We start from the raw sequence: 22,009 nt of genomic DNA, 5'->3' as shown, positions 1-22,009 counted from the left end.
TTACCGCCCCCTCATCCGGTAAAGCCGCTGGCGCACGAACTCGATGTGCTGGTGCAGCGTGTAGCAGCGCGCCATCAGGTCGCGCGGCGTGGCAAAAGCCATCATGGCCTTGTCGATGCCGTTCAGGCGGATCAGGAAACGTGTCAGGTCCAGTCCCGAGAGCGATTCCTGGCCCAGGTCGTTCTCAATGAACTTGAGCTCGCCATACCAGCGGTTGACCCGGCTTTCCAGAACCCAGCGCAGGTAGGCCGGGACCAGCCGCATCAGCCACAGGGCCAGCAATGCCAGCGGCAGCACGATCAGCAGGATGCGCTCGGTGACCTGCGCCCACCAGAAGGGCAGCACGCGTTCCAGCCAGGGCAGGCCGTGCGTCAGGGTCTCGCGCGCCTGCGGTGCGGTGGGAAAGTCGATGCGCCGCAGCGAAGGGAAATCGCCGGTGCGGTGAAACAGTCCGCCGCCGGCGTGCACGTCCATGGCCACCGCGATGGCCAGGCGCTTGAGGGCGGGGTGCAGGCCCTCGCGCGCCACCAGGCTGGCCGAAGTGGTCAGCAGCGTGATGTCGCGCGGGGGAAGCCGTGCGTCCAGCGTGCCCTGCGCCAGCAGGCGCGGCTCGAGGTAGGGGTTGCGCTCGGTGATGGCGGCGGACTTGCGGATGTTCGCCAGGTGGATGCCCGGCAGGCTCAGCATGTTCTGCACGGCGAAGGACTCAGGCGCGGCGACCAGGAAGACCACGTCGATCGCGCCCTGCCGCAGCGCCTGCACGGCCGGGCTGCTGGTCAGCGGCGAGAGCGTCAGGTCCTTGGCCTCTATCCTGGCCTGCTCCAGCAGCCTGAGCGCTACCTTGCGGGTCCCGCTGCCCTCGGGGCCTATGGCCACGCGCAAGCCTTGCAACTGATTGAGCGAATCGATCTCGCGGCCGCGCGTGAAAATCCACACCGGCTCCACGTCCACATTGACCAGGGTCTCGACGCGGCTGCGGTCGCGCCTTTCCAGCGAGGTGCCCAGATAGCCGAAGCCGCCCTGCATTAGGGCCAGGTCGACGGGTGTGCCGGCCCGGCGAAGGCGTTCAAGGTTTTGCTGCGAACCGGCCGAGGTCTGGATCTCCAGCGTGATGCCGTGGTCGGCGAATTTTTCGGCGTAGCGCTGGGCGTGAAGGTAATAGGCGCCGTCCGCGGCGGCGGTGCTGATGCTCAGCCGGTCGGGCGGCATGGGGTAGGCGAACATCCACAAACCGGTGGCCGTGGCGGCGGCTGCGAGGACGATCGGAAACCGGATCCACAGCCATTTGCGTTGGTATAACTTCGCCATGCGCACAGGGAAGAGTCCTGTAAAAGGTTGTACCTTTATAACGCAAAGCTGTTACTTTCCTCACGCGGAGTAACGCGAAGGATGAAGCCGGAAGCGCCGCCGCCTCATTGCGCCCATCAAAGGCGTGTCAAGCGGGTGCTGTTTTCGTTTCTTTTGGTTTGGACCTGGAACCGGTCGTGCCCAGCAGCCAGAGGTTGAGGCCCGCATGCCGGCTGATGAGCAGCGCCGAGACGATGGGGCCTGCAAGGCCTGCGGCCAGGCCGGCCATCATCAGCACATAGGTGTCCGTGACACCTATCTTCTTCAAAAGGATGCGGCTTGCCGCGGTGAAGAACACATGCAGCAGGTAGATCGCGAATGAATAGGAGCCGACGTAGGCCATACGGGGAGAGCTCCATCCGCTGCGCAACAACAAAAAGGCGCTGCAAACACCGAGCCCGAGCGCAGGTATGGAGGTGCCCTGTTCGGAGAACTGTGGAAGCAGCATGGCCGCGGTGGCGGCGCAGATGAAGACGGCCGCCGCGATGCCGCGCGCGGCGGGGCCGCCTATCTCGAAGCGCTTGCAGGCCAGGCCCGCGAGGAAAAACGGCAGCAGGTAGACCGCGCCCTGGGCGGCAAAATAATTCGGCGGGCTGAAGTAATCGAACAGCACCGCGCTCAAGGCCCAGACCAGCGCGAAGCCGGCCGGCGTGGCAAGCGCTTTCAGGTGCTCCAGCAGGATGACAACCAGGAAGACGATGAACAAGGCTTCCAGGAACCAGAAGTGCCCCACCGGCACGATGTGCAGCAGCCACCAGCGGTCGACGGCGTTGTTGGCACCCGGCGTGAACGCCTGTACGACCGCAAAAAGGGTTCCCACCGTGACCAGCGGAAGCAGCAGCCTGCGCACCTTGCCCTTGATAAAGCCGAGCGGGCGGCCCTGGTAGGGACGAAAGGCGTAGACGTAGCCCGAGATAAACGAGAACAGCGGCATGCGGATGTAGGCCAGCGCTTCATTGAAGATCTGCAGCCAGTGCCCTTCGGGGATCCTCAATCCGGTGGTGGGGGTGTCTCCCACCACATGGAACAGGACCAGCAGGACGCAGGCAATGCCTCTGAGCGTATCCACCTCAAGGCTGCGTTTCATTTTCTGGCCGGTCATCGGATGCGGGTTCCTCTCTTGATGGTGCGCAAAATATCCCGACACCCGGATCGCGGGGTCGTGTGAGCGCGTGTCTCTGCGCGCATGTCTGCGTTGGAATGCCTAGAGCGTAATCAAGCAAGGCGGCAACTTCGGGTCCGAAAAAAAGCAAACTGTTGCAAGCCGTATCGTTTTATGCGGCATCCCTCATCAAGCAAACAGCTGTTACGTTGTTGCAACGAATGCGCAACCTTTTCGTCAAATGAATCAATCGGGAAAACCCTAAACTGGGCTCGTCTCCTACATCAACTGTCTCGCTTGGCGCATGGTGCCTCCCGGCGATTTGTTCGATCCTCAATCAGCCGTTCAGTAGCGCCCCCTTACACAGGCGAGCTCGTGGAACAAATACAGGAAGTGACCTCCAGACATGAATTTTCAGACTCCGCTTTCAAGCGAAGATTCCGCGCGCTATGCGGCGCTGGTCGGCCAAAGCGCGGCCATCACGCGGCATGCCGAACTGCTGGCCTGGCTGCAGGGCGACATGCAGCAGTGCCTTCCCCAYGACATCCTGCTGGCGGGCTGGGGGAATTTCCAGGAGGGCGCTGTGCAGCACGACGTGGTGTCCAGCTTGCCGGGCGCGCGCTCCTATGCCCCGGGCACGGACGGCCTGCCTTTTCTTCTGGGAAAGTTCCACGAATGTTGGCTGGCCGCCGGCCGGCAACCCTGCAGCCTGGACTTCAGTGAATTCGAATACCTGCTGGGCCAGGCGAGCCTGCCGGGCTCTTTTAGCGACAGCCTGCGCGGCATGCGCTCGGTGCTGATCCACGGCTTGCAGGATGAGCGGGCGCAGCAGGACTGCCTTTATGTCTTGATGGGTGCCCGGCATATTCCCATGGAACCGGCGCGCACGGCCATGCGCATGCTGATGCCCAGCATGGACGCCGTGCTGCGCCAGCTGGCGCCCCTGCCGCAGCAGCGCCGCCCTGCGCCGGCTACGCGCGGCGCCGCCGAGGACGCCTGCGGCCTCAGTGAGCGTGAGACGCAGATCATGGCCTGGGTGGCCATGGGAAAAACCAACTCCGAGATAGGCGCCATCCTGAACATCAGCGGCTTCACCGTGAAGAACCACATGCAGCGCATCTTCCAGAAGCTCAATGTCTTTAACCGCGCGCAGGCGGTTTCCAAAGTGACGAGGGTCAGTATCTATGGCTGAAGCCAACCAGCTCCAATCCGCGTCCGCCTGGCTCAACCAGCGCGAGCCCCGCTCCATGGGCCTGGGGCGCAGCCACCTATTTACCGCCGTCGAAGCCGGGCTGGACCCGCTGGTGCTGGTGTTCTCGCTGTGGGCGCTGGCGTTTTATTTTGAGGGCTCGGTGCGGCCCGCCTACCTGATCCTGTCCGTGATCGTGTTCTCGCTGACGTTTCCGGGCAGCTCCCAGTTGCGCCTGCCGGTGTGGAAGGTGTTCTCGACCATCGCCTTTCACTGGATATGGATCGCCGGCCTGCTGCTGCTGACCGGCTATGTGACGGAGTACTTCCACAAATTTTCCATGACCGTGCTGATGCACTGGCTGTGGGTCGCGCCCGTGGCCCAGGCCGGCGCGCACCTGGCGCTCAGGGCCGCGGCGCCGCAGCTGCTGAAACTGCAAGGGCCGGCGCGCGGCGCGGTGATCGTCGGCATGAACGAGCAGGGTGTTTCGCTGGCCAGGCACATCGCCGGCTCGGCCTACTCGGGCATTGAACTGAAGGGCTTTTTCGACGACCGCGGCGAGGAGCGCCGGGAAGCGCAAGACGAGCACCGGCTGGTCGGAAAGATCGACGACCTGCCGGCCTACGTCAAGCAGCACCGCATCCAGTTCATCTACCTGTCGCTGCCCATGGCCTCGCGGCCGCGCATCCTGCAGGTGCTCGACGGCCTCAAGGACACCACCGCCTCGATCTACTTCGTGCCGGACATGTTCATTACCGACCTGATCCAGGGCCGCAGCGACACGGTGTGCGGCGTCACGGTGATCTCGGTCTGCGACACGCCGTTCCGCGGTGTCAACGGCTTCCTCAAGCGGGCCAGCGACATCGTGCTGTCGCTGCTGATCCTGCTGCTGATCTTTCCCGTCATGGGGGTCATCGCCCTGCTGGTGAAGCTGGACTCGCCGGGCCCGGTTATCTTCAAGCAGCGCCGCTACGGCCTGGACGGCGAGCAGATCCTGGTCTACAAATTCCGCTCCATGGCCGTCACCGAAGACGGCGCCGCGATACGCCAGGCCAGCAAGAACGACATGCGCGTCACCCGCCTGGGCGCCATCCTGCGCAAGACCTCGCTCGACGAACTGCCGCAGTTCATCAATGTGCTGCAGGGCCGCATGAGCATCGTCGGCCCGCGCCCGCACGCCGTGGCGCACAACGAGATGTACCGCTCGCTCATCAAGGGCTACATGGTGCGCCACAAGGTCAGGCCCGGCATCACGGGCTGGGCCCAGGTCAACGGCCAGCGCGGCGAGACCGACACGCTGGACAAGATGCAGTCGCGCATCGACTGCGACCTGGACTACCTGCGCAACTGGTCGCTGCAGCTGGACTTTTTCATCATCCTGAAAACCATTCGCCTGGTCTTCAAGGATGGCGCGGCGTATTGATATTCAGAGTTGAGAGATTCGGGATTCGCCGAAGTTTGTTGAGTTTTTTGAGTTTGTTGAAGTGTTGAGTTTTTTTGAAGTTTGTTGAAACCGGAATAACCAAAAAAAAGAAAGGAAAAAAGGCGTGGCCTTGCCAACCCATTAGGACAAAAGGACTATCGCCTCCCCATCATGAATCCGCTATCTTCATCTCATCCCCCCGCGGCTCCCACTCCATGCGGCGACTGCGGGCTGCCCACGACTCCCAGTCTTGCCGTTTCCGGCGCGGAGGGCCCCCTTTCCTTGAGTCCCCATCGCAAACTCCTCCCGATTCCTTTACTGCTGCTGAGCCTGTTCCCGCTCGCCACGTACGCCGACGACCTGGACACGCTGCAGTTCCGGCTGGGACAAAGCATCACCCACGACAGCAATGTCTTTCGGCTGTCCGACTCCGCCAACACGCAGGCGCTGCTGGGAAGGCCGGAGCGCGACGACAACGTGTCGGTGACGACGGCGGGCTTCAAGATCAACAAGCCCTTCGGGTTGCAGCGTTTCGAGTTCGACGCCAATATCGAAGACCATCACTACAGCCGCTTTTCCTACCTGGATTTCACGGCGGTGAACTACGCGGCCGCCTGGCGCTGGAGCTTCACGCCGGCCCTGCATGGCAACCTGACGAGCGACAGCCGCGAGTACGTCGACACCTACGCCGACGTGCAGGGCGCCGGGCAGATCAACCGCCGGACCAACCGCTCGACTATTTTTGACGCGGAATATGAGCTCGACGGCGCATGGCGCGTGGTGGGCGGATTGTTCGAGCGCACCAGTACCAACAGCCAGCCCAACACTTTCGAAGGCGACACCAGGATCCACGGCGCCGAGGCCGGCGTGCGTTATGTTTATCCCTCCGGTACTTCCATGGCCTACCGCTTCAGGGAGGGCAAGGGCGAATACCCGGGCCGCTTCCTGGCRCCGGGGGTTGGCGGCGATTTCACCGACCGTGAGCATGAGTTCCGTGTTGACTGGGCGCCCAGCGCCAAGACCATGCTGCGGGCCAAGGTCGCGCACCTGGACCGTAACCACGACGGCCTGGGCGCGCGCGACTTTTCCGGTGTGACCGGCCAGCTCGACGCGGCCTGGTTCATCACGCCGAAAACCACCCTGGCCGGCGGCCTGGTGCGCGAGCTGGCCAGCTACCAGACCACCACCGCCAGCTATTACGAGGGCTACCGCTTCTTCATTGCCCCGACCTGGAAGCCCACCGAAAAAACCGCCGTGCGCCTGCGCTACGACCACGGCGCGCGCGACTTCAAGGGCCCGCTGCCGGGCTTCGCGGCGACCAACCGCCGCGATACCACCAACCTGCTGTCGCTGGCGCTGGAATGGCAGGCGATGCGCGCGCTCAAGTTGACCGCATCGATGCAGAGTGACAGGCGCAAATCGAATGAGCCGGGTTTTGACTACAAGAGCAATTCCTTCGGTCTGTCAGCCGACGCAAGTTTTTGATGAGAGCTTCCCATGGCCGGCCCTTCCTGCTTTTGAATTTTCCTGAATCCACGCTTTCCCGAGAGGCCACAAGATGAACCCGCTGATGCTGAAATCCATGACCCGATACCTTCTGGCTCCGCTGCTGTGCGCGCTTGCCGCGCCGCTGTGGGCTCAAACCGCCCCGACGGCCCCGCCGCCGCCCGCGGCGCCTCCTGCCGTGCAGGCCGCGGCGACAACGACGCCGGTGGCGCCGGCTTCGGTGGCGGCCACGCCCAGCCTGCCCAACAGCCAGGACTACCGGCTGGGCGCCGGCGACGCCATCGGCGTGCAGGTCTACCAGAGCCCGGATCTTTCCATCGATGCGCGTGTATCCGAAAGCGGTGTGATCAGCTATCCGCTGGTGGGCAGCGTGCAGCTCGGCGGGCTGACGATCGCCGAGGCCGAGAAGAAGATCGGCGACGCGCTGCGCAGCGGCGGCTTCGTCAAGGTGCCGCAGGTCAACATCGTGCTGCGCCAGGTGCGCGGCAACCAGGTGGCGGTGCTGGGGCAGGTGAGCCGGCCCGGCCGCTTCCCGCTGGAGACCTTCAACACCCGTGTCAGCGACATGCTGGCCGCAGCCGGCGGCACCACCCCGACCGGTGACGACGTGCTGATCGTCACCGGCCAGCGCGACGGCAAGCCGTTTCGCAAGGTCATCGACATCCCGGGGCTGTTCCTCAACGCCAAGTCGGACGAGGACATTGTGGTGACCGGCGGGGACACCCTGTACGTCAACAAGGCCCCCATGTTCTACATCTACGGCGAGGCGCAGCGCCCCGGCCCCTACCGCATCGAGCGCGGCATGACGGTGATGCAGGCGCTGGCCCAGGGCGGCGGCCCCACGGTGCGCGGCAGCCAGAATCGCCTGAAGCTGCATCGCCGCGACGCCTCGGGCAAGGTGGTGGAGACCACGCCGAACCTGAACGACCCGGTACGTCCCGAGGACGTGCTGTACGTCCGTGAAAGCCTTTTCTAAACAGCCATGACTGGAAAGCCATGACACTCCATCAATTTTTACTGATCCTGCGGGCCCGCTACGGCGTGGCCCTGCTGGTGATTCTGCTGGCCATCTCGGCGGCTTTGGCGGTCAGCCTCGTGCTGCCGAAAAAATACACGGCGCAGACCGCCGTGCTCGTCGACGTGCGCTCTCCCGACCCGGTGGCCGGGGCCGGTAGCGCGCCCATACAGGGCCTGGTGGCGCCCAGCTACATGGCCACGCAGGTCGACATCATCGGCGGTGACCGCGTCGCCCAGCGCGTGGTGAAGACGCTCAAGCTCGACGAGAACCCGCGCACCAAAGAGCGCTGGCTGGAAGCAACGGAAGGCCGCGGCACGCTCGAAGGCTGGATCGCGGATTCGCTGCAGAAGCGCCTGGACGTGCGGCCCGCGCGCGAAAGCAATGTGATCAACATCACCTACAAGGGCAGCGAGCCCGAAGAGGCCGCCAACGTCGCCAACGCCTTTGCCCAGGCTTACCTCGACATCAACCTGGCGCTGAAGACCGAACCCGCCCGCATCTATGCGGAATGGTTTGACGAGCAGACCAAGGCCTCGCGCGCCAAGCTCGAAGAAGCCCAGGCCCGCCTGTCCGAATATCAGCAAAAGGCCGGCATCGTCAGCAGCGACGAGCGCGTGGATTACGAAACCACCAAGCTGGCGGAGCTGTCCTCGCAGCTCACGACGGTGCAGGGCGACACCACCGACAGCCAGAGCAAACGCGGCTCGCGCGGCGACACCATCGCCGAGGTGATGCAAAGCCCGCTGATCAACGGCCTGAAAGCCGACGTGGCGCGGCAAGAGGCCAAGGTGCAGGAGATCGGCGTGCGCCTCGGGGAGAACCATCCCGAGCGCCAGCGCGCCGAATCCGAACTGGCCGCCCTCAAGAGCCGGCTGGCCAGCGAAACCGGGCGCATCAATGCCTCCATCGAAACCACCTACCGCGTCGGCAAGGACCGCGAACGCGAACTGCAGGGTGCCGTCGGCGCGCAAAAAGCCCGCGTGCTGGCCATCAACAAGCAGCGCGACGAACTCAACGTCTACCGCCGCGACGTCGAGTCGGCCCAGCGCGCCTACGAAACCGTGAGCCAGAGCGCCTCGCAGACGCGCCTGCAAAGCCTGACCAACCAGACCAATGTGGTGCGCCTCAATGTGGCGACGCCGCCCGTGATGCCGTCCAGCCCGAGGTTGCTGGTCAACCTGCTGGTTGCCGCGTTCGGCGGGACGCTATTGGGCATCGCCTGCGCCTTGCTGCTGGAGCTCGCCAACCGCCGCGTGCGCTCCGCCGAGGACCTGGTGCAGATGCTGGACCTGCCGGTGCTGGCCAGCATTTCTTCGAGCACGGGCAACACCCGGCTCAGCGGTCCGCGCCGGCTGGCGCTCGGTATGGGAGGATAGACATGAACCGAAACAACAACGCAACGGTGGCGCGCCCCGTTCCCCTGACGGTGCCCAGCAAGCCGGCCACCGGTTCGGCTCGCTCGATAGGCGCCATCCTGGTCGATGCCGGGCGGCTCTCGCCGCTCGATGCCGAGCGCATCGTGCATTTCCAGAAGGACCGCGGCGCCCGCTTCGGTGACTCCGGCAAAGCGCTGGGGCTGCTCACCGACGACGACGTGCGTTATGCGCTGTCGGTGCAGTTCGACTATCCCTACCTGGCCCGCGAAAGCAATTTGAGCCGCGAACTGGTGGCGGCCCACCACCCGAACAGCCAGCCTGTTGAGCAACTGCGCGCGCTGCGCAGCCAGCTGATGCTGCGCTGGTTCGACACCGGCCCGGACCGCCGCGGCCTGGCCATCGTCAGCGCCGGCTCACGGGAGGGGCGCAGCTATATCTCGGCCAACCTGGCCATCGTGTTTTCGCAGCTGGGCCTGCGCACCCTGCTGATCGACGCCGACATGCGGGCACCGCGCCAGCACCTGCTGTTCAACCTCGGCAAGGGCGCCGGCCTGTCGGACATGCTGGCCGGCCGCGCCGGGCTGGAGGCCGTGGTCAGTGTCGCGGCGCTGCAGGACCTGTCGGTGCTGCCGGCCGGTGTCATTCCGCCGAATCCGCAGGAGTTGCTGGGCCGGCAGGAGTTTTCGCGGCTGCTGCAATCGCTGGGCCAGGACTTCGACATCATCATCATCGACACGCCGCCCGCCAGCGAGTGCGCCGACGCCCACACGGTGGCGGTGCGCGCGGGCGCGGCGCTGGTGGTGGCGCGTCAGAACACCAGTTCGGTGCCGCAGATGACGCGCTTCACGCACAGCCTGCGTGAGTTCGGCGTGGCGATGGTGGGCTCGGTGCTTAACGATGCTTGAGGCGATGCAGGAGGCGTCCGCCCGAGAGGCGGTCCGCCGCAGCCAGCAGCGCCGCGCCCAGCAGGCCGCCGGCCGCGTCGGCGGCCAGGTCGGCCCAGCTCGCACTGCGGCCCGGCAGGAACACCTGGTGCAGCTCGTCCATGCCACCGACAAGGAGGGCACCCGCGAGGCAGCACAGGACCATGCGCCAGCCGCGCATGCCGCCAGCCAGGCCGGCGGCCATGCCGACCACGGCAAAGGTCAGCAGATGGGCCAGCTTGTCCCAGGGCGCGGGAAACAATCCCACGGCCACCGGCTGGGCGCCGCCCACGTACAGCACCGCGGCGCTCATGACGACCGTCAGCGCCGCGAGGACGCGCACGGTGCGCTGGAAATTTTCAAGGGAAAGTGCTTTGGCCATGAGCCCGATTTTCTCATGGCGCAGTCCCGCGAGCGGAGAGTTTCATGCTGAATCCCGCTGTCGACAGCCCGACCGACTGGCGTGGGCGCTGGTCGCTGCTGCTGGAGAAGATCGAGCGTGTGCAAAGCCCCGCCCAGGGACAGGCCTTGCTGGCTGAATTGAGCCAGCCCCGCGCGCCGACGGTGCTGGCCTTCGCGAACGCGCACGCGATGAATTCCATGGCGGTGTCGGCGCCTTTTTTTGACGCGATGCAGTCGGCCGACAGGGTGCTCAGGGACGGCTCGGGCATGGCCACGCTTTTCAAGCTGCTGCGCATGGAGCCCGGCCTCAACCTCAATGGCACCGACCTGATTCCGCAATTGATACGCGCATTCGACGGCCSCGGCATCGCGCTGTTCGGCACGCGCGAGCCTTACCTCGACAAAGCCCGGCAGCGCGTGCGTGAGGAGCTTGCCCCGCACAGCGAGGTCATACACGCCCACGGTTTTCTCGACGTGCATGCCTACGCCCTGCTGGCGGCGGAGCACCGGCCGGCGCTGATCGTGCTCGGCATGGGCATGCCGCGGCAGGAAGAAGTCGCGGCCCAGCTGCGCAGCGTACTGGGCTTTCCCTGCCTGATCGTCTGCGGCGGCGCCATCATCGATTTCCTGGGCGGCAAGACACCGCGCGCGCCGATGTGGATGCGCCGGGCCGGGCTGGAGTGGGTGTTCCGCCTTGCGCTTGAGCCGCGCCGGCTGTTCCAGCGTTATGTGGTCGGCAATCCGCTGTTCCTCACGCGGGCACTGCGGCTGGCGTCACTTAGCCGGCGCTGATCCGGAGCCGCTCAAAAACCCTCCTGGCGCCACTGAATAGGGCGGAACATCCTCGAACACATAGGCGCCGCCGGCAACACGGCTGCCTTTGCCCACGGTGACGCCGCCCACGATGATGGCGTGCGGGCCTATCCAGACCTCGTCTTCGATCACCGGGTACAGGGTGTGCCTGCGGCCCTGCGCATCGATATGGTCGCGCTGGCCCAGCGTGACGCCATGGAACAGCGTGACGTTGCGGCCTATGCGCGCGCCTGCGTTGACGACGATGCCGCGCCCATGGGTGAGCGCCAGCCCAGGGGCGATCTCGGTGCGCCAGGGAATCTCGATGCCGGCCAGCTGGCTCGCCAGGCGGTAGAGCAGCCGCGCGGGCAGCACGGCCAGCAGGCGCCAGCTGGGCGGCAGTTGCTGCGCGGCCTGGCACAAGCGCAGGCAGGCGAGCACACGAAACGCCGGGTCCAGCAGCGCGGCCTTGAGGGTGGACTGGGCGTCGGTTTGCCCGGACTTTCGGTAGGTGTCGRCTTTCAGGGCGTGCATATCATGTTGTCCAGGGTGGGCTGGCTGGCGGCGGGTGCGCAGAACCACAAGGCGGAGTCGCGCAGGCCGTCGGCATAGGGTGTCCATTGCACGCCCAGCTGCCGGGTGGCCGCCTGCGTGTCCAGGTGTATGTGCTGCGACCACAGGCCCAGCAGGCCCGGCGGCAGGGCGTCGGGCAGTTTCAGGCCGTGGCTGCCCAGCCGCCTCAGGGCCAGCTCGGCCGCCTTGAGCGGAGGGCCGCAGAGCCAGGCGTCAAGCTGGAGCCGGCGCCGGCCCAGGCGGCGCACGGGCGTAGCCTTGATCTCCAGGGCCAGGTCCACAAAATACTCGTTCCAGCGCGGGCTGTCGGGCGTGGCCAGATTGAACACCGGCATTTCGCCCGGCGCCACCGGCAGTTGCAGCGCCAGCAACAGCGCCTGGCAGACGTCGTCGACGTGGACCAGGTTGGCCCAGCCGTCGCCCGCGATGCCCAGGTCGCCCAGGCGGCCGGCCTGCAGCCAGCGGCCTATGCGTCCCACCCACAGCTGGCTGCCAGGGCCGAAGACGCAGCCGGGCCGCAGCAGGACCGCCTCGCCGCCGTGCTGCACGAAGTCGCGCATGGCGGCCTCGGCCTCGCATTTGGCCTTGCCGTACCAGCCCAAGCCCGGATCCAGCGGCGCGTCCTCACGCACATTGCCTTCGGCGGGGCCGTAGACGGACATGGTGCTCAGGTGAACAATGCGCCGGCAGTCGGCCTGCAGCGCGGCCTGCGCCAGCGCGCGCGCGCCGCCGGCGATCGAGGCCGCATCGCCCGCCACGCAGTTGACGACGGCATCAAAACCTTTCAGCGCCGATGCCAGTTCGCGCGGGTCGCGGCTGTCGAGTTCCAGCCAGCTCGCGGTGTTTTTCATGTGCCGGGACGCGCCCGTGGCCACGGCCCAGGGCGTGGCGTGCAGCATCTCTAGCAGGCGCGTGCCTATGTGGCCGGAGGCGCCCAGTACCAGGACTTTCATGCGGCCTCCTTCATCTGCAGCGGCGAGCGCTCGGCGCGCAGCTGCCGCGACAGGAAGTCGCCCAGCCGCAGCGACAGCGCGATCAGTGTCAAGGTCGGGTTGGCCTGGCTGGAGGTCGGGAAGACCGCGCTGCCGGCGACAAACAGGTTGCGCACCGAATGCACGCGGCAATCCGCGTCGACCACGCTGCTGCGCGGGTCAGTGCCCATGCGCGCCGTGCCGATGTGGTGGCCGCCGTAGGCGCCGAAGCGCATCAGGTCTTCTTCCAGCGTGTGGCGGTTGTAGTCGAAGCGGGCCTTGCCGCTGCGCTCGAATTCCTGGGCCATCACGTCCAGGGTCGCGCCCACGGAGTCGATGTCGGCGCGGCTGTAGCGCCAGTCGACCTTGAGGCGCGGCATGCCCAGCGCATCGACGCCGCCGGCCAGCGTGACCCGGCTGTGGGCCTGGGGGATCTGTTCGCCGTGCACTTCCAGGCTGAAACGGTTGCTGCGGTTGCGCAGGATCACCGAGGGAAATTTTCGCTCCGCCAGGGTGCGCTTTGCCAGCCAGTGCGCCAGGAAGGCCGTGGTGTCCAGCGGGTCGGCGACGACGTTGAGCAGGTGGCGCGCATAGACGCCGGCCGTCGGCGGCGCGCCGTCCTTCAGGCGCTTGCTGTATTCGTAGCTGATCATCTTGCGCGCCAGGAACAGGCCCGACAGCACGCCGCTGCGGTGGGCAGGGTCGGTGATGCGCGGGAAGTGCAGGCGCGCCACCGCGTTGGCCAGGCCCAGGCGCTGCTGCTCGCTGGCCGCGACCGAGAGGCGGCGCCGGCAATAAATGCCTTCAGGCGAGATCTCATAGCCGTGCCGCACGTCGCGCGTCGGCCCGTGCACCGTCAGCATGCCGACGTTGCCGGCGATGTGGCACATGTAATAACGGCCGACCACGTCGTGCGTGTTGCCCACACCCTGCGGCGCTACGTCGCGCGAGGCCAGCAGCAGCCGCGCGGTCTCAAGCCCGCCCGCGGCCAGCACCGTGCTGCGCGCGGCGACGGTAAATTGCGTGCCGGCCAGCGTGCGCACTTCGAGTTCACGCAGCGCCTGGCCGTCGGTCTGCAGCCCCAGCGCGGTGCAGTTGGCGCCCGTCAGGACCTCGAGCGTGGGCGCCAGCGCCAGCCGCTTGGCATAGCGGCTGCCGAAATGCGTGGGGCAGGAAAAGCGCTCCAGCCCGTTGCTGAGCACGCGCGGGCTGTCGAAGCCGGCGATCAGGGGACCTGTCCCCGGCTCCAGGGCCTCATTCGCGTCATACAGAAAACGCCCGGCCTCGGCCAGGGCGTTGGCGCGCGGGTACCAGGGCAGCAGGTCGCCGTAGGACAGCGGCCAGCCGCTGTGCGGAATATGGGCGCGGGTTTCAAAGTCGATGGGATCGAAAGGCATGCAGCGCCCGCCCCAGATCGCCGAGGAGCCGCCCAGCCGCCGCTGCCGGTATTTGCCGGGCGGGCTGTGCAGCTGTTCGTCGGCGACCTCGCCTTCGTACAGGTCTTGCGTGGGCGCATGCGCCTGCAGCTGGCCCGACTCGAGCAGCAGCACGGCGTGCCCCTGGTCGCTGAGCGACAGTGCCAGCGCGATGCCGGCCGGGCCGCTGCCGACCACGCAGACGTCCGCCTCCAGGCGGCTGCCGTTGGGGATGGCGCCGGCGTCGCGGATCATGCCGCGCCTTCCTGTGAAGCCGCGGCAGGGCGCAGCAGCCGTCCGGCCACGCCGAAATCGCGCTGGTGGATATGGGCCACGCTGGAGAAAAAATGGGCGATGGAAAAGGTCTGCTCGTACAGCGCCCTGCCGTTGCGTTCCAGCGCAGCGCGCAGTTCCGCATCCTGCAGCACGCGGCGCAGGCAGGCCGCGATGCCGGCCACGTCGCCGGGCTGCACAAAGCAGGCATTGACGCCGTCGCTGAGCACCGTCGGTATCTCCCCGACGGGGCTGCACACTACCGCAACACCGTTGGCCAGTGCCTCCAGGATCACCAGCGGCAGGCCTTCATCGTAAGAGGGCAGGACCAGCACGTCGGCGCGCGCCATCAGCCGGGCCACCTGCTGCTGGTCCGACCATCCGGCAAAACGCACGAAGCTGTCTATGCGCAACTGCCGGGCTTTGGCCTCATAAGCTTCGACGTCACCGCCGCYGGCCAGGGTCACTTCCAGGCGGGCCGTGTCGAGGCCGGGCAGGGCCAGCGCCTGCAGCAGGTCGGTCACGCCCTTGCGCTCCGACAGGTTGCCCACGAACAGCACGCGCTGCATGGCGGAATCGCCGGCGACGCGGCGCGCATGGGTGGGCTCGGGCACGCCGTTGATGACGATGTCGACGCGCTCGGGCGCCACGCCCAGCTCCTCGATGACAAAGCGCCGCGCGGCCGAGCCCAGCACCACGACACTGGCCGGCAGCGAGAACACCCAGCGCGTCAGCGCCCGCAGCGGGCGTGGCAGCGACTGGTAAAAATGGTGCAGCTGCGCGGCATGCAGGTGTAGCACCACCGGAACGCCCAGGGCGCGGCAGGCGGCGATGACGGCGCCCTTGCGGAACAGGCTCAGCCGCTCCGCCATGTTGACGTGCACACCGGCCAGCCGGCCACTGAGCCTGCCGCGCGCTATGCGGGCCAGCGCGGTGGCGAGCACCCAGAAGGAATACAGGGCGTTGGCGCCGCCGCGCGTGTCGAGCGGCCTGAGCTCGGCGGCTTCCGCCGAGGCAAGGCTGGCCGAAGAGGCCTGGGCCTGGATCAGGTAATCCGCCACCTTGAACATGCCGCCGCCCAGCGGCGTCCAGGGGCAGGCGATGTAGATGTAGCGGCCTTCGCGTTCGCGGATGGCGGTGCGTGGCAGCGATTCGGTTCGCATCGGGTGATTACTTTCCGGGATGTTGGTAAGAGAGCTTGGGCGCGCCGAACAGGGCGCGCTTGAAGAAGGCGGTCATGGGCCGCTCCAGCCACACATAGGAGAGGCAGCCCGCCACAGCCACGGCCAGGCCGACGGCCAGCATGATGGCCAGGCTGTCCTGCACGCCCAGGCGCTTGAGCGCCTGCACGCCGGCCGGCACCACAAAGGTGTGCGACAGGTAGATCGAATACGAGGCGTCGCCCAGGAAGGACAGGCGCGAAGCCAGCGGCGCGCGCACGGTCCAGGGTTCCATCCAGACGGCGCCCAGCACGATGAGCGCGGCGCCGCAGCCCCAGGTGGCGAAGCGGTCGGCCGAGTGCCCCCAGTCGGGCGCGAACATGTACAGCGCGCCGGCCGCCATCGCCACCAGGCCCGCCAGCGGCCCGGGGCGGCGGAAGTGCAAAAAGGCATGGGCGATGCAGACGCCGAGGATGAACTCGAACACGATGGTCTGGGCGTAGAAGTTCAGCGCGACCGATTCCGGCAGCAACCGCCCCGCCGCGAAGATCAGCACAAAGGCCGCCAGGCAAAACCGGATGCGCGGTGCGCCCAGGGCGATGGCCACGGCGAACACCGCATAAAACAGCATTTCAAAATTCAGGGTCCAGCCGACAGGCAGCGTGGGCTGCACCAGGCCCCAGGGGCTCATGCTGGGGATGAAGAGCAGCGAGGCCGCAAGGTGGCCGGGCTCCACCGAGGAGCGCGCGGCCAGCGCCGGCATGGCCAGCAGCAGGGCCACCTTGAGCAGGGTGTAGAACCAGTAGAGCGGCGCGATCCTGACCAGGCGGCGGCGCATGAAGACCCAGGCCGCGTCCATGCGCGCCGGCCCGTCCGCCGGCAGCGAGGCGGTCGACATGGCCATGACAAAACCGCTGATCACAAAAAAGATGTCCACCCCCGCCGAGCCCGCCCCCCAGTAATGGCTGGGCCCGGTTCCGCTGATGTGCATGGAGATGGCCTGGGTGATGTGCATCACCACGACCAGCATGGCCGCGGCGAAGCGCAGCACCTGCACGCCGGTAAATTGCTGCGTTTCGCCTTTCAATGGGCGGCCCCCTGGATTGCAGGGTGATGCGTCATTGCCGAGTCCTTGACAATCCGGCTTGCGATGGCCTCGCGGGCCGGCCGCTGCCGGCGAAGCAGGCCGCGTATGAGGCCTGCGGCATTGAAACACCAGGAAACCACTGAATAAAGTGCCTTGGTTGCGGACCGTTTTCGCCAGGTCATCAACAGCACCGGCGCCGTGGCGATGGCGCAGAAAAACGCCAGGCGCAGGGATGCGGAAACCGGCCAGAACACCAGGCTCGCCATGACCGCCCACCAGCCGAGCACTGCCAGGTACAGGCGCAATTCCCGCAATCCCTCCAAAGCCAGATGCAGGCGCGGCTTGCCCGCCGCCGCGCGGACAAGTTCACCCAGTCCGCAGATATACCGGGTGCGCCAGCGCCGCATCAAAAGGCGATAGGGTGGTGCGTCGTGCCCGAAGTGATTGACGGCATCCACCGGCAAGCGCCAGAGGCGCCAGCCGAGGGCGCGTAGCCTGATGGCCAGGTCAAATTCTTCGTAGCTGTGAAGGTTTCGGTCGGAAAGATAGCCTGCGGCCTCGATGGCGCTGCGGCGGTAAAGCCCGCCGCCGTCGAGCCTGTCCACTTTGCCCGGCCGCAGGTGCGGGGAGTCCCGTTCACCACGCGCCATGTACTCGAGGCTCTCGGTGTTTTGCTCCACCACGCGTCCGCCCACGCCTGCAACATCCTCATGGGCCTCCAGGAAGGCGAGGGCTTTCTCAAGAAAGCCCTCCTGCATCTGCATGTCGCCATCGAGGATATAAATGAAGTCGCCATGCGAATGCTGGTAGCCGAGCTGCGGACCGACGCCGCAGCAGCGCTCATTGGGATTGGCCAGCTGGACGATGCGTATGGGATAGAGTCGGCCAGGATGACTTCTCCGCCAACGGCGGAGACGGCGCGCAGCGCACTTTCAATGGTCGCCCGAATGCGTTGTTCTTCGTTCAGGGCCTTGATGACCACGGAGACCCGGCACGAGTGCCAGAGGGGTGTCATTTTTCGGGGCAATTTCTGGTTCATTTTTTATCCTGCTTCGGCGGGGCTGGCCGCCGGTACGGTGCGGCGCACACGCCAGCGCTGCCAGTTCCTGACCAGCGGGCCCGGCATGAAGAGGGCCATGGCAGCSGTCAGCCACCAGCGCTTTCCGCCGGCCGCGCGGCGCGCCTTGATCAGCCAGGCCCAGCCTTCGCGACGATTGCCGACGGCCAGCGCCTGCCGCGCCAGCGTGAGCTGGTACTGGGCCACCAGCCACAGTGCTGAACCGCGCCGCGCGGGTGGCATGGCGCCGGAAAGCGCGCGCTGCTCCATGCGCTCGAGAAAAGGCGGCATGGCCAGCGGCGCATGTCCGCTGCTGAGGCCGCCCTCCACGGCGAGCCGGTAGGCCATCAGCGGCGTGTGGACCAGCGCCACCGGCGCCTGCTCCGCCAGGCGGAACCACAGGTCCACGTCTTCGCCATGCGATTCACCGGGGGGAAAGCAGGGCTGCATCGCCAGCAGCCGCGTGCGCCGTACCGAAACGGCGCTGGTGCACAGCGTGGGCGAGGCCATCCAGCGCCGCGGCAGGTCGGTGACGACTTCGATGTCCGGGTTGCTGTCCATCGCGGGCCAGCGCGGCGGCCACATGTCCAGGGTGTCGGGCACCGGCAGGTAGTCGGTGGCCACGGTGTCGGCCTGGGGGCAGCGCGCCTGTGTCCACACCAGCGTAGCGAGGTAGTCGGGGTGGTGCCAGTCGTCGGCGTCGAGAAAGGCTACCCACTCGCCGCGCGCCAGCGCGATGCCGTGGTTGCGCGCCGCCGAAACGCCGGCGTTGGCCTGGCGCACCAGGCGCACGCGCGGGTCGGTGATGAAGCTCACGAGCTCGGCGCCGCCGTCGGTGGAGCCGTCGTCCACCACGATCACCTCGAAGTCGGTGAAGGTCTGCGCGAGCACCGACGCGAGCGTGCCGCTGATGTAAGGCGCCTTGTTGTAAAGGGGAATGACGATGGAAAATTTCATGGCTTCATCGGTGCAGCCGCGCGGCGGCCAGCGGAGCTTGGGGGGCTCTGGGGTCTCGGGAAAAAGCCGATGCGGCGCGCGGCGCCGGCTGGCGTTTGCGCTCGCGGGCTTCGCGCACGGCGGCGGCCAGCGTCATCAGCAGCAGCACGTGGGCGATCAGTTCAGGGCCGTAGCCGAAGAGCAGCAGCGGCACCTCGCTGATGGCGCGCAGCACCAGCGCCACGAACAGCGCCAGCGTGAGGCCGCCGCTGGCGCGGGCGTAGCGGATGGACAGCACCAGCAGCACCAGCGCATACAGCACCAGCGCCACCGCGCCCACCGTGCCCGAGCGCGACAGCGTGTCCATGAACTGGTTGTGCGCATGGGTCGCATTGGGCATACCTATGGCTTCGCGAAAGGTCGCGTCCCACAAGGTCGGCCCGTAACCGAACACCGGGTTGCGCTGCCATTCGTCATAGGCGATGGCCCAGATCTGGTCGCGCCCCGTCATGGACGCCAGCTGCGCGCCCTGGGCGCTGTCGAAAAAGCTGCTCAGGCGCGCATCGATGTCGCCGAACATCAGCAGGGCGGCAAGGCCGACGACGGCGGCCATGAAAGCCAGCAGCGAGACGATGCCGAACTCCGGCCTCACCGGGTCGCCCACACGGCGCATGAAGCTGGGGCCCTGGCGAACGATGAGGATACAGGCGGAGCATAGCGTGAAGGAAATCCACGCGGTCTTGGATTGCGCGAGGAACAGCACGAACAGGCCCATGGCCCAGGCCAGGCGGTTGAGCCACACACGCTGCAAGGGGCGCGCAAGCAGGCACAGCAGGCCGAGTTGCGCCAGCATGCCCAAGGACACGGCATGGGGCGCCAGGCCCGCCAGGCGCGGCACACCCGGCAGCAGGCCCTGGGTGTAAGAGGCGTCCAGCACCAGGCTGGGCTTGAAAGGAACCAGCAGCAGCCCGGCGGCGATGAAGAGCAGCAGGGCGTTGCGTGCCGCGCTAAAGGCCAGGTCGCGTTCGGTGGCCGTTGCCAGCACGGCCGCGAAGCCTATCACCAGCGGGTACACATAGTCGTGCGACAGATGCGGGTGCGCCCCCAGCAGTGCCGGCGCGGCCACGGTGCCCAGCCAGAAAAGGAGAAAGGCCACCGGTAAAGCGGAGGGCGCCTGAGCGGCCTTGCCACGGCGTATCCAGTGCGTGATCACGCGTTCGCCGGCGAGTGTGAGCAGCAGCAGCGAGGCCATTGGTTGCATCAGCGACACCAGCGGGTGGCGCACCACCACCGCCACTTCGTCGAACTTCATGTTGCTGCTGGACAGGTCGCGGCCCGAAAGAAAGTTGGCCATGGCCACCATCAGCAGGATGGCGTAGAAGATGAAGTGCATATAACCTTGCGCCCGGCGCGAGGTCACATGGACCGCGCCCGCCATGCCCAGCGCCGCGGTGAGCGCCGCCAGGATGGCGCCGGCGACGAGGACTGTAATGACGATGGGCTGGTCCATGTGAGCCGCCTTAAGGATGCTGTTCGCCCAGGGACGCGGGCAGGGCGGAAGCGGCCGTGGGTCGGCGCAGGAACTTCGCCGCGCCGGGCAGGAAACGGATGACCATGTCGGAGGCGTCCGGGCCCAGCACTTGCGGCCGCAGCAGCAGCAACAGCGCCGGCAGTACACCGGCCGCGAGCGCGCCGGCGGCCAGCGAAATCAGCGGCATGTTGAATGTCGCCACGGCGTGCTGCCCAGCCAGCGCGCCGCCGGCACAGAGCGCGCTCAGCAGCAGGCCGCGCCAGGCGTGCGGCAGCAAGGCGCTTGCGCGCAGGTCCAGCGCGCGGAAGGCCGCAGTGGTGATGACGGCCGCGCGCAGCACCAGCAGCCCGCCCGCCACGGCCGCGGCGACATGGATGCCCTGGCCGGCCAGCAGGTAAAAGCCCAGCGCGCCGGTGACGACCAGCGGCAGCTGCAGGATGAACTCATAACGTTTGCGGCCGGTGTTCCACAGCACCGGCGTCGACAGGCCCCAGATGACATAGGCCGGCATGCACAGGAACAGCGCGCCCAGCACCCAGGCCGCGTCGCTCCAGGCCGGCCCGTAGAGCACACGCACGATGTCGCGCGAAATAAACGCCAGGGTCACAAAAGCCGGCAGGCCCAGCACCATGATGGTGGCCAGCATCTGCAGGTAGGCGCGGCCCAGCCGCGGCAAATCGTTTTGCAGGCGCGCGCCGGCCGCCAGGAAAGCCGGCTGCAGCGCGCCCAGCAGCAAGGTGTTGGGCATGGTCGCCAGGTTGTAGGCGACGTTGTAGAGGCCCAGCGCCTGCGCATTGAGCAGGCGCCCTATCAGCACGCGGTCCAGGTTGTTGAGCACCCAGTTGACGATGTTGGTGAAGAACACCGTGTGCCCGGTGCCCACGGCCGAGCGCGCATCGGCATACCAGAACAGCGGGCGTACCGCGTGCGGCTTGAGCGCATAGCTGGCCGCCAGCTGCACCGCCACTTGGACCAGCCAGGCCGCCACCAGCGAGGCCTCGCCCTGGCCCGTCAGTGCCATCGGCAGGCCCACCGCGATATAACCCGCCGCGTAGCTGCCCACCTGTACCAGGCCTACGGCGCGGAAGTTGAGGTCGCGCTGCAGCAGGTAGGTGGCCGGCTGCGCGGCGGCGCCCAGCAGACAGGCCAGCGACAGCCATTCAATGACGGCCAGCGCGCGCGGCTCGCGGAAATAGGCGGCCAGCAAGGGCGCCAGGAGGTAAACGGCCAGCGTTGTCGCCAGGCCCACGATGAGCTGCCAGGTCCAGGCAAAGCGCACGTCCTCGTCGCTGAGTTTTTCGCGCTGCAGCAGGCTCCAGCTGAAACCGAAGCCGGACACAAAGGTGGCAAAGGTCAGCACCACCATACCGATGGCGAACACACCGAAGATGTCCGGGCCCAGCGTGCGGGCCAGGACGACCTGGGCCATCAGCTGAAGCGCGAAGCGGGCAACCGTGGACGCTGCGCTCCATTTGACCGCTGCGACGCCGGGCCGGCCGAGTCCGCTTACGCTCAATGCCTTCCCTCCTTGTAGCGCCGCACGGCGATCACGCCCATCAGCACCAGGGTGGCCAGCAGCATGCCGTAGGAGCGCCAGCCGGACTCGCCGGCCTCCGGTTCGTCATCGGCCGCGAAGGCCTGTGGCGGGTTGGGGCGTGGGCGTATGTCCGGGCTGTAGACGGCGCGGACCTTGACCGTATCGGCGTCGGCCTGCAACTTCATGGGCGTGTTTTTGGCGGCGCTTGCCTTGGCGGCGAGCGCCTGCGGTGGCGGCTGGTCGGAAGAATCGGAGTAGGCCGATGCTGACGCCATCCAGGTGGCCAGAATGGCGGAAATGAGGGCTTTAAGCATGAATTTCTCCTCGGTCAAAGCAGGAGATGAGTGTCTTGTGCAGTGCAGCAATCGGCAATAGTCCGAACGGCTCATGG

At 66.8% G+C, this 22,009-nt stretch carries 20 protein-coding genes; 7 read left to right on the top strand and 13 right to left on the bottom strand.

Annotated features, from left to right (window positions below):
* Together AC1D0P_RS07975 and AC1D0P_RS07970 are read right to left on the bottom strand one after the other, a co-directional pair.
* Positions 1–1,308: a TAXI family TRAP transporter solute-binding subunit gene (locus AC1D0P_RS07975; protein ID WP_477676239.1), complete on the bottom strand. Its 1,308-nt coding sequence runs from the start codon at positions 1,306–1,308 to the stop codon at positions 1–3.
* 127 nt (positions 1,309–1,435) lie between these two features.
* A complete protein-coding gene (locus AC1D0P_RS07970) occupies positions 1,436–2,434 on the bottom strand; it encodes an acyltransferase family protein (protein ID WP_477676238.1) in 999 nt (332 codons plus the stop codon).
* A gap of 421 nt (positions 2,435–2,855) precedes the next feature.
* Here AC1D0P_RS07970 and epsA point away from each other — a divergent pair, with 421 nt between their 5' ends.
* The 6 genes from epsA (at position 2,856) to epsG (ending at position 9,866) form a co-directional block, all read left to right on the top strand.
* Positions 2,856–3,641 carry an XrtB/PEP-CTERM-associated transcriptional regulator EpsA gene (gene epsA / locus AC1D0P_RS07965; RefSeq protein ID WP_477676237.1) on the top strand — a complete coding sequence of 262 codons (786 nt, stop codon included), beginning with the start codon at positions 2,856–2,858 and terminating at the stop codon, positions 3,639–3,641.
* Entirely contained in the window at positions 3,634–5,061 is a 1,428-nt protein-coding gene (locus tag AC1D0P_RS07960; protein WP_477676236.1) for an undecaprenyl-phosphate glucose phosphotransferase, read from the top strand. The genes epsA and AC1D0P_RS07960 overlap by 8 nt, the downstream gene beginning before the upstream one ends.
* A gap of 282 nt (positions 5,062–5,343) precedes the next feature.
* Complete coding sequence (epsL, locus tag AC1D0P_RS07955; RefSeq protein WP_477676235.1) at positions 5,344–6,546, top strand: XrtB/PEP-CTERM-associated polysaccharide biosynthesis outer membrane protein EpsL; 1,203 nt, start codon at positions 5,344–5,346, stop codon at positions 6,544–6,546.
* Positions 6,547–6,643: 97 nt separating this feature from the next.
* Complete coding sequence (gene epsE, locus AC1D0P_RS07950; RefSeq protein ID WP_477676234.1) at positions 6,644–7,543, top strand: polysaccharide export protein EpsE; 900 nt, start codon at positions 6,644–6,646, stop codon at positions 7,541–7,543.
* Positions 7,544–7,563: 20 nt separating this feature from the next.
* Positions 7,564–8,961 carry a chain length determinant protein EpsF gene (gene epsF / locus AC1D0P_RS07945; RefSeq protein ID WP_477676233.1) on the top strand — a complete coding sequence of 466 codons (1,398 nt, stop codon included), beginning with the start codon at positions 7,564–7,566 and terminating at the stop codon, positions 8,959–8,961.
* 2 nt (positions 8,962–8,963) lie between these two features.
* Positions 8,964–9,866 (top strand): chain length determinant protein tyrosine kinase EpsG, encoded by a 903-nt coding sequence (gene epsG, locus AC1D0P_RS07940; protein WP_477676232.1) that lies wholly within the window; start codon positions 8,964–8,966, stop codon positions 9,864–9,866.
* On the opposite strand, the gene AC1D0P_RS07935 is transcribed toward epsG, so the two are convergent.
* Entirely contained in the window at positions 9,853–10,266 is a 414-nt protein-coding gene (locus tag AC1D0P_RS07935; protein ID WP_477676231.1) for a VanZ family protein, read from the bottom strand. The two genes, epsG and AC1D0P_RS07935, sit on opposite strands and share 14 nt — an antisense overlap.
* A 44-nt stretch (positions 10,267–10,310) precedes the next feature.
* On the opposite strand from AC1D0P_RS07935, the gene AC1D0P_RS07930 reads away from it, so the two are divergent.
* Positions 10,311–11,078 carry a WecB/TagA/CpsF family glycosyltransferase gene (locus AC1D0P_RS07930; RefSeq protein WP_477676230.1) on the top strand — a complete coding sequence of 256 codons (768 nt, stop codon included), beginning with the start codon at positions 10,311–10,313 and terminating at the stop codon, positions 11,076–11,078.
* Here AC1D0P_RS07930 and AC1D0P_RS07925 read toward each other — a convergent pair.
* The 10 genes from AC1D0P_RS07925 to AC1D0P_RS07880 form a co-directional block, all read right to left on the bottom strand.
* The gene (locus AC1D0P_RS07925; protein ID WP_477676229.1) at positions 11,061–11,612 is read right to left on the bottom strand and encodes a serine O-acetyltransferase; all 552 of its coding nucleotides are present in this window, start codon (positions 11,610–11,612) and stop codon (positions 11,061–11,063) included. The two genes, AC1D0P_RS07930 and AC1D0P_RS07925, sit on opposite strands and share 18 nt — an antisense overlap.
* Complete coding sequence (locus AC1D0P_RS07920; protein ID WP_477676228.1) at positions 11,600–12,604, bottom strand: NAD-dependent epimerase/dehydratase family protein; 1,005 nt, start codon at positions 12,602–12,604, stop codon at positions 11,600–11,602. The genes AC1D0P_RS07925 and AC1D0P_RS07920 overlap by 13 nt, the downstream gene beginning before the upstream one ends.
* On the bottom strand, positions 12,601–14,292 hold the full coding sequence (locus AC1D0P_RS07915) for an FAD-dependent oxidoreductase (protein WP_477676227.1): 1,692 nt from the start codon (positions 14,290–14,292) through the stop codon (positions 12,601–12,603). The genes AC1D0P_RS07920 and AC1D0P_RS07915 overlap by 4 nt, the downstream gene beginning before the upstream one ends.
* A complete protein-coding gene (locus AC1D0P_RS07910) occupies positions 14,289–15,473 on the bottom strand; it encodes a glycosyltransferase family 4 protein (protein WP_477676226.1) in 1,185 nt (394 codons plus the stop codon). Before AC1D0P_RS07910 ends, AC1D0P_RS07915 begins: the two co-directional genes overlap by 4 nt.
* Positions 15,474–15,480: 7 nt before the next feature.
* Positions 15,481–16,557: an acyltransferase family protein gene (locus tag AC1D0P_RS07905; RefSeq protein ID WP_477676225.1), complete on the bottom strand. Its 1,077-nt coding sequence runs from the start codon at positions 16,555–16,557 to the stop codon at positions 15,481–15,483.
* Positions 16,554–17,321 carry a glycosyltransferase family 2 protein gene (locus AC1D0P_RS07900; RefSeq protein WP_477676224.1) on the bottom strand — a complete coding sequence of 256 codons (768 nt, stop codon included), beginning with the start codon at positions 17,319–17,321 and terminating at the stop codon, positions 16,554–16,556. Before AC1D0P_RS07900 ends, AC1D0P_RS07905 begins: the two co-directional genes overlap by 4 nt.
* Positions 17,322–17,599: 278 nt before the next feature.
* On the bottom strand, positions 17,600–18,571 hold the full coding sequence (locus AC1D0P_RS07895) for a glycosyltransferase family 2 protein (protein WP_477676223.1): 972 nt from the start codon (positions 18,569–18,571) through the stop codon (positions 17,600–17,602).
* 4 nt (positions 18,572–18,575) lie between these two features.
* On the bottom strand, positions 18,576–20,060 hold the full coding sequence (locus AC1D0P_RS07890; protein ID WP_477676222.1) for an O-antigen ligase family protein: 1,485 nt from the start codon (positions 20,058–20,060) through the stop codon (positions 18,576–18,578).
* Between the two features lie 10 nt (positions 20,061–20,070).
* Complete coding sequence (locus AC1D0P_RS07885; RefSeq protein WP_477676221.1) at positions 20,071–21,597, bottom strand: lipopolysaccharide biosynthesis protein; 1,527 nt, start codon at positions 21,595–21,597, stop codon at positions 20,071–20,073.
* On the bottom strand, positions 21,594–21,932 hold the full coding sequence (locus AC1D0P_RS07880; protein ID WP_477676220.1) for a hypothetical protein: 339 nt from the start codon (positions 21,930–21,932) through the stop codon (positions 21,594–21,596). The genes AC1D0P_RS07885 and AC1D0P_RS07880 overlap by 4 nt, the downstream gene beginning before the upstream one ends.
* Between the last annotated feature and the right edge of the window lie 77 nt (positions 21,933–22,009).

The organism is Polaromonas sp. P1_G2 (assembly GCF_056405515.1).
The sequence above is the reverse complement of the archived record's forward strand: the minus strand, read 5'-3'. Positions and strand labels throughout refer to the sequence as shown.

Coding starts and splice junctions, on each gene's coding strand:
- AC1D0P_RS07880 (WP_477676220.1), bottom strand. CDS start 21,932: ATGCTTAAAGCCCTCATTTCCGCCATTCTGGCCACCTGGATGGCGTCA.
- AC1D0P_RS07975 (WP_477676239.1), bottom strand. CDS start 1,308: ATGGCGAAGTTATACCAACGCAAATGGCTGTGGATCCGGTTTCCGATC.
- AC1D0P_RS07900 (WP_477676224.1), bottom strand. CDS start 17,321: ATGCAGATGCAGGAGGGCTTTCTTGAGAAAGCCCTCGCCTTCCTGGAG.
- AC1D0P_RS07935 (WP_477676231.1), bottom strand. CDS start 10,266: ATGGCCAAAGCACTTTCCCTTGAAAATTTCCAGCGCACCGTGCGCGTC.
- AC1D0P_RS07915 (WP_477676227.1), bottom strand. CDS start 14,292: ATGATCCGCGACGCCGGCGCCATCCCCAACGGCAGCCGCCTGGAGGCG.
- AC1D0P_RS07890 (WP_477676222.1), bottom strand. CDS start 20,060: ATGGACCAGCCCATCGTCATTACAGTCCTCGTCGCCGGCGCCATCCTG.
- epsG (WP_477676232.1), top strand. CDS start 8,964: ATGAACCGAAACAACAACGCAACGGTGGCGCGCCCCGTTCCCCTGACG.
- AC1D0P_RS07970 (WP_477676238.1), bottom strand. CDS start 2,434: ATGAAACGCAGCCTTGAGGTGGATACGCTCAGAGGCATTGCCTGCGTC.
- AC1D0P_RS07920 (WP_477676228.1), bottom strand. CDS start 12,604: ATGAAAGTCCTGGTACTGGGCGCCTCCGGCCACATAGGCACGCGCCTG.
- epsE (WP_477676234.1), top strand. CDS start 6,644: ATGACCCGATACCTTCTGGCTCCGCTGCTGTGCGCGCTTGCCGCGCCG.
- epsF (WP_477676233.1), top strand. CDS start 7,564: ATGACACTCCATCAATTTTTACTGATCCTGCGGGCCCGCTACGGCGTG.
- AC1D0P_RS07960 (WP_477676236.1), top strand. CDS start 3,634: ATGGCTGAAGCCAACCAGCTCCAATCCGCGTCCGCCTGGCTCAACCAG.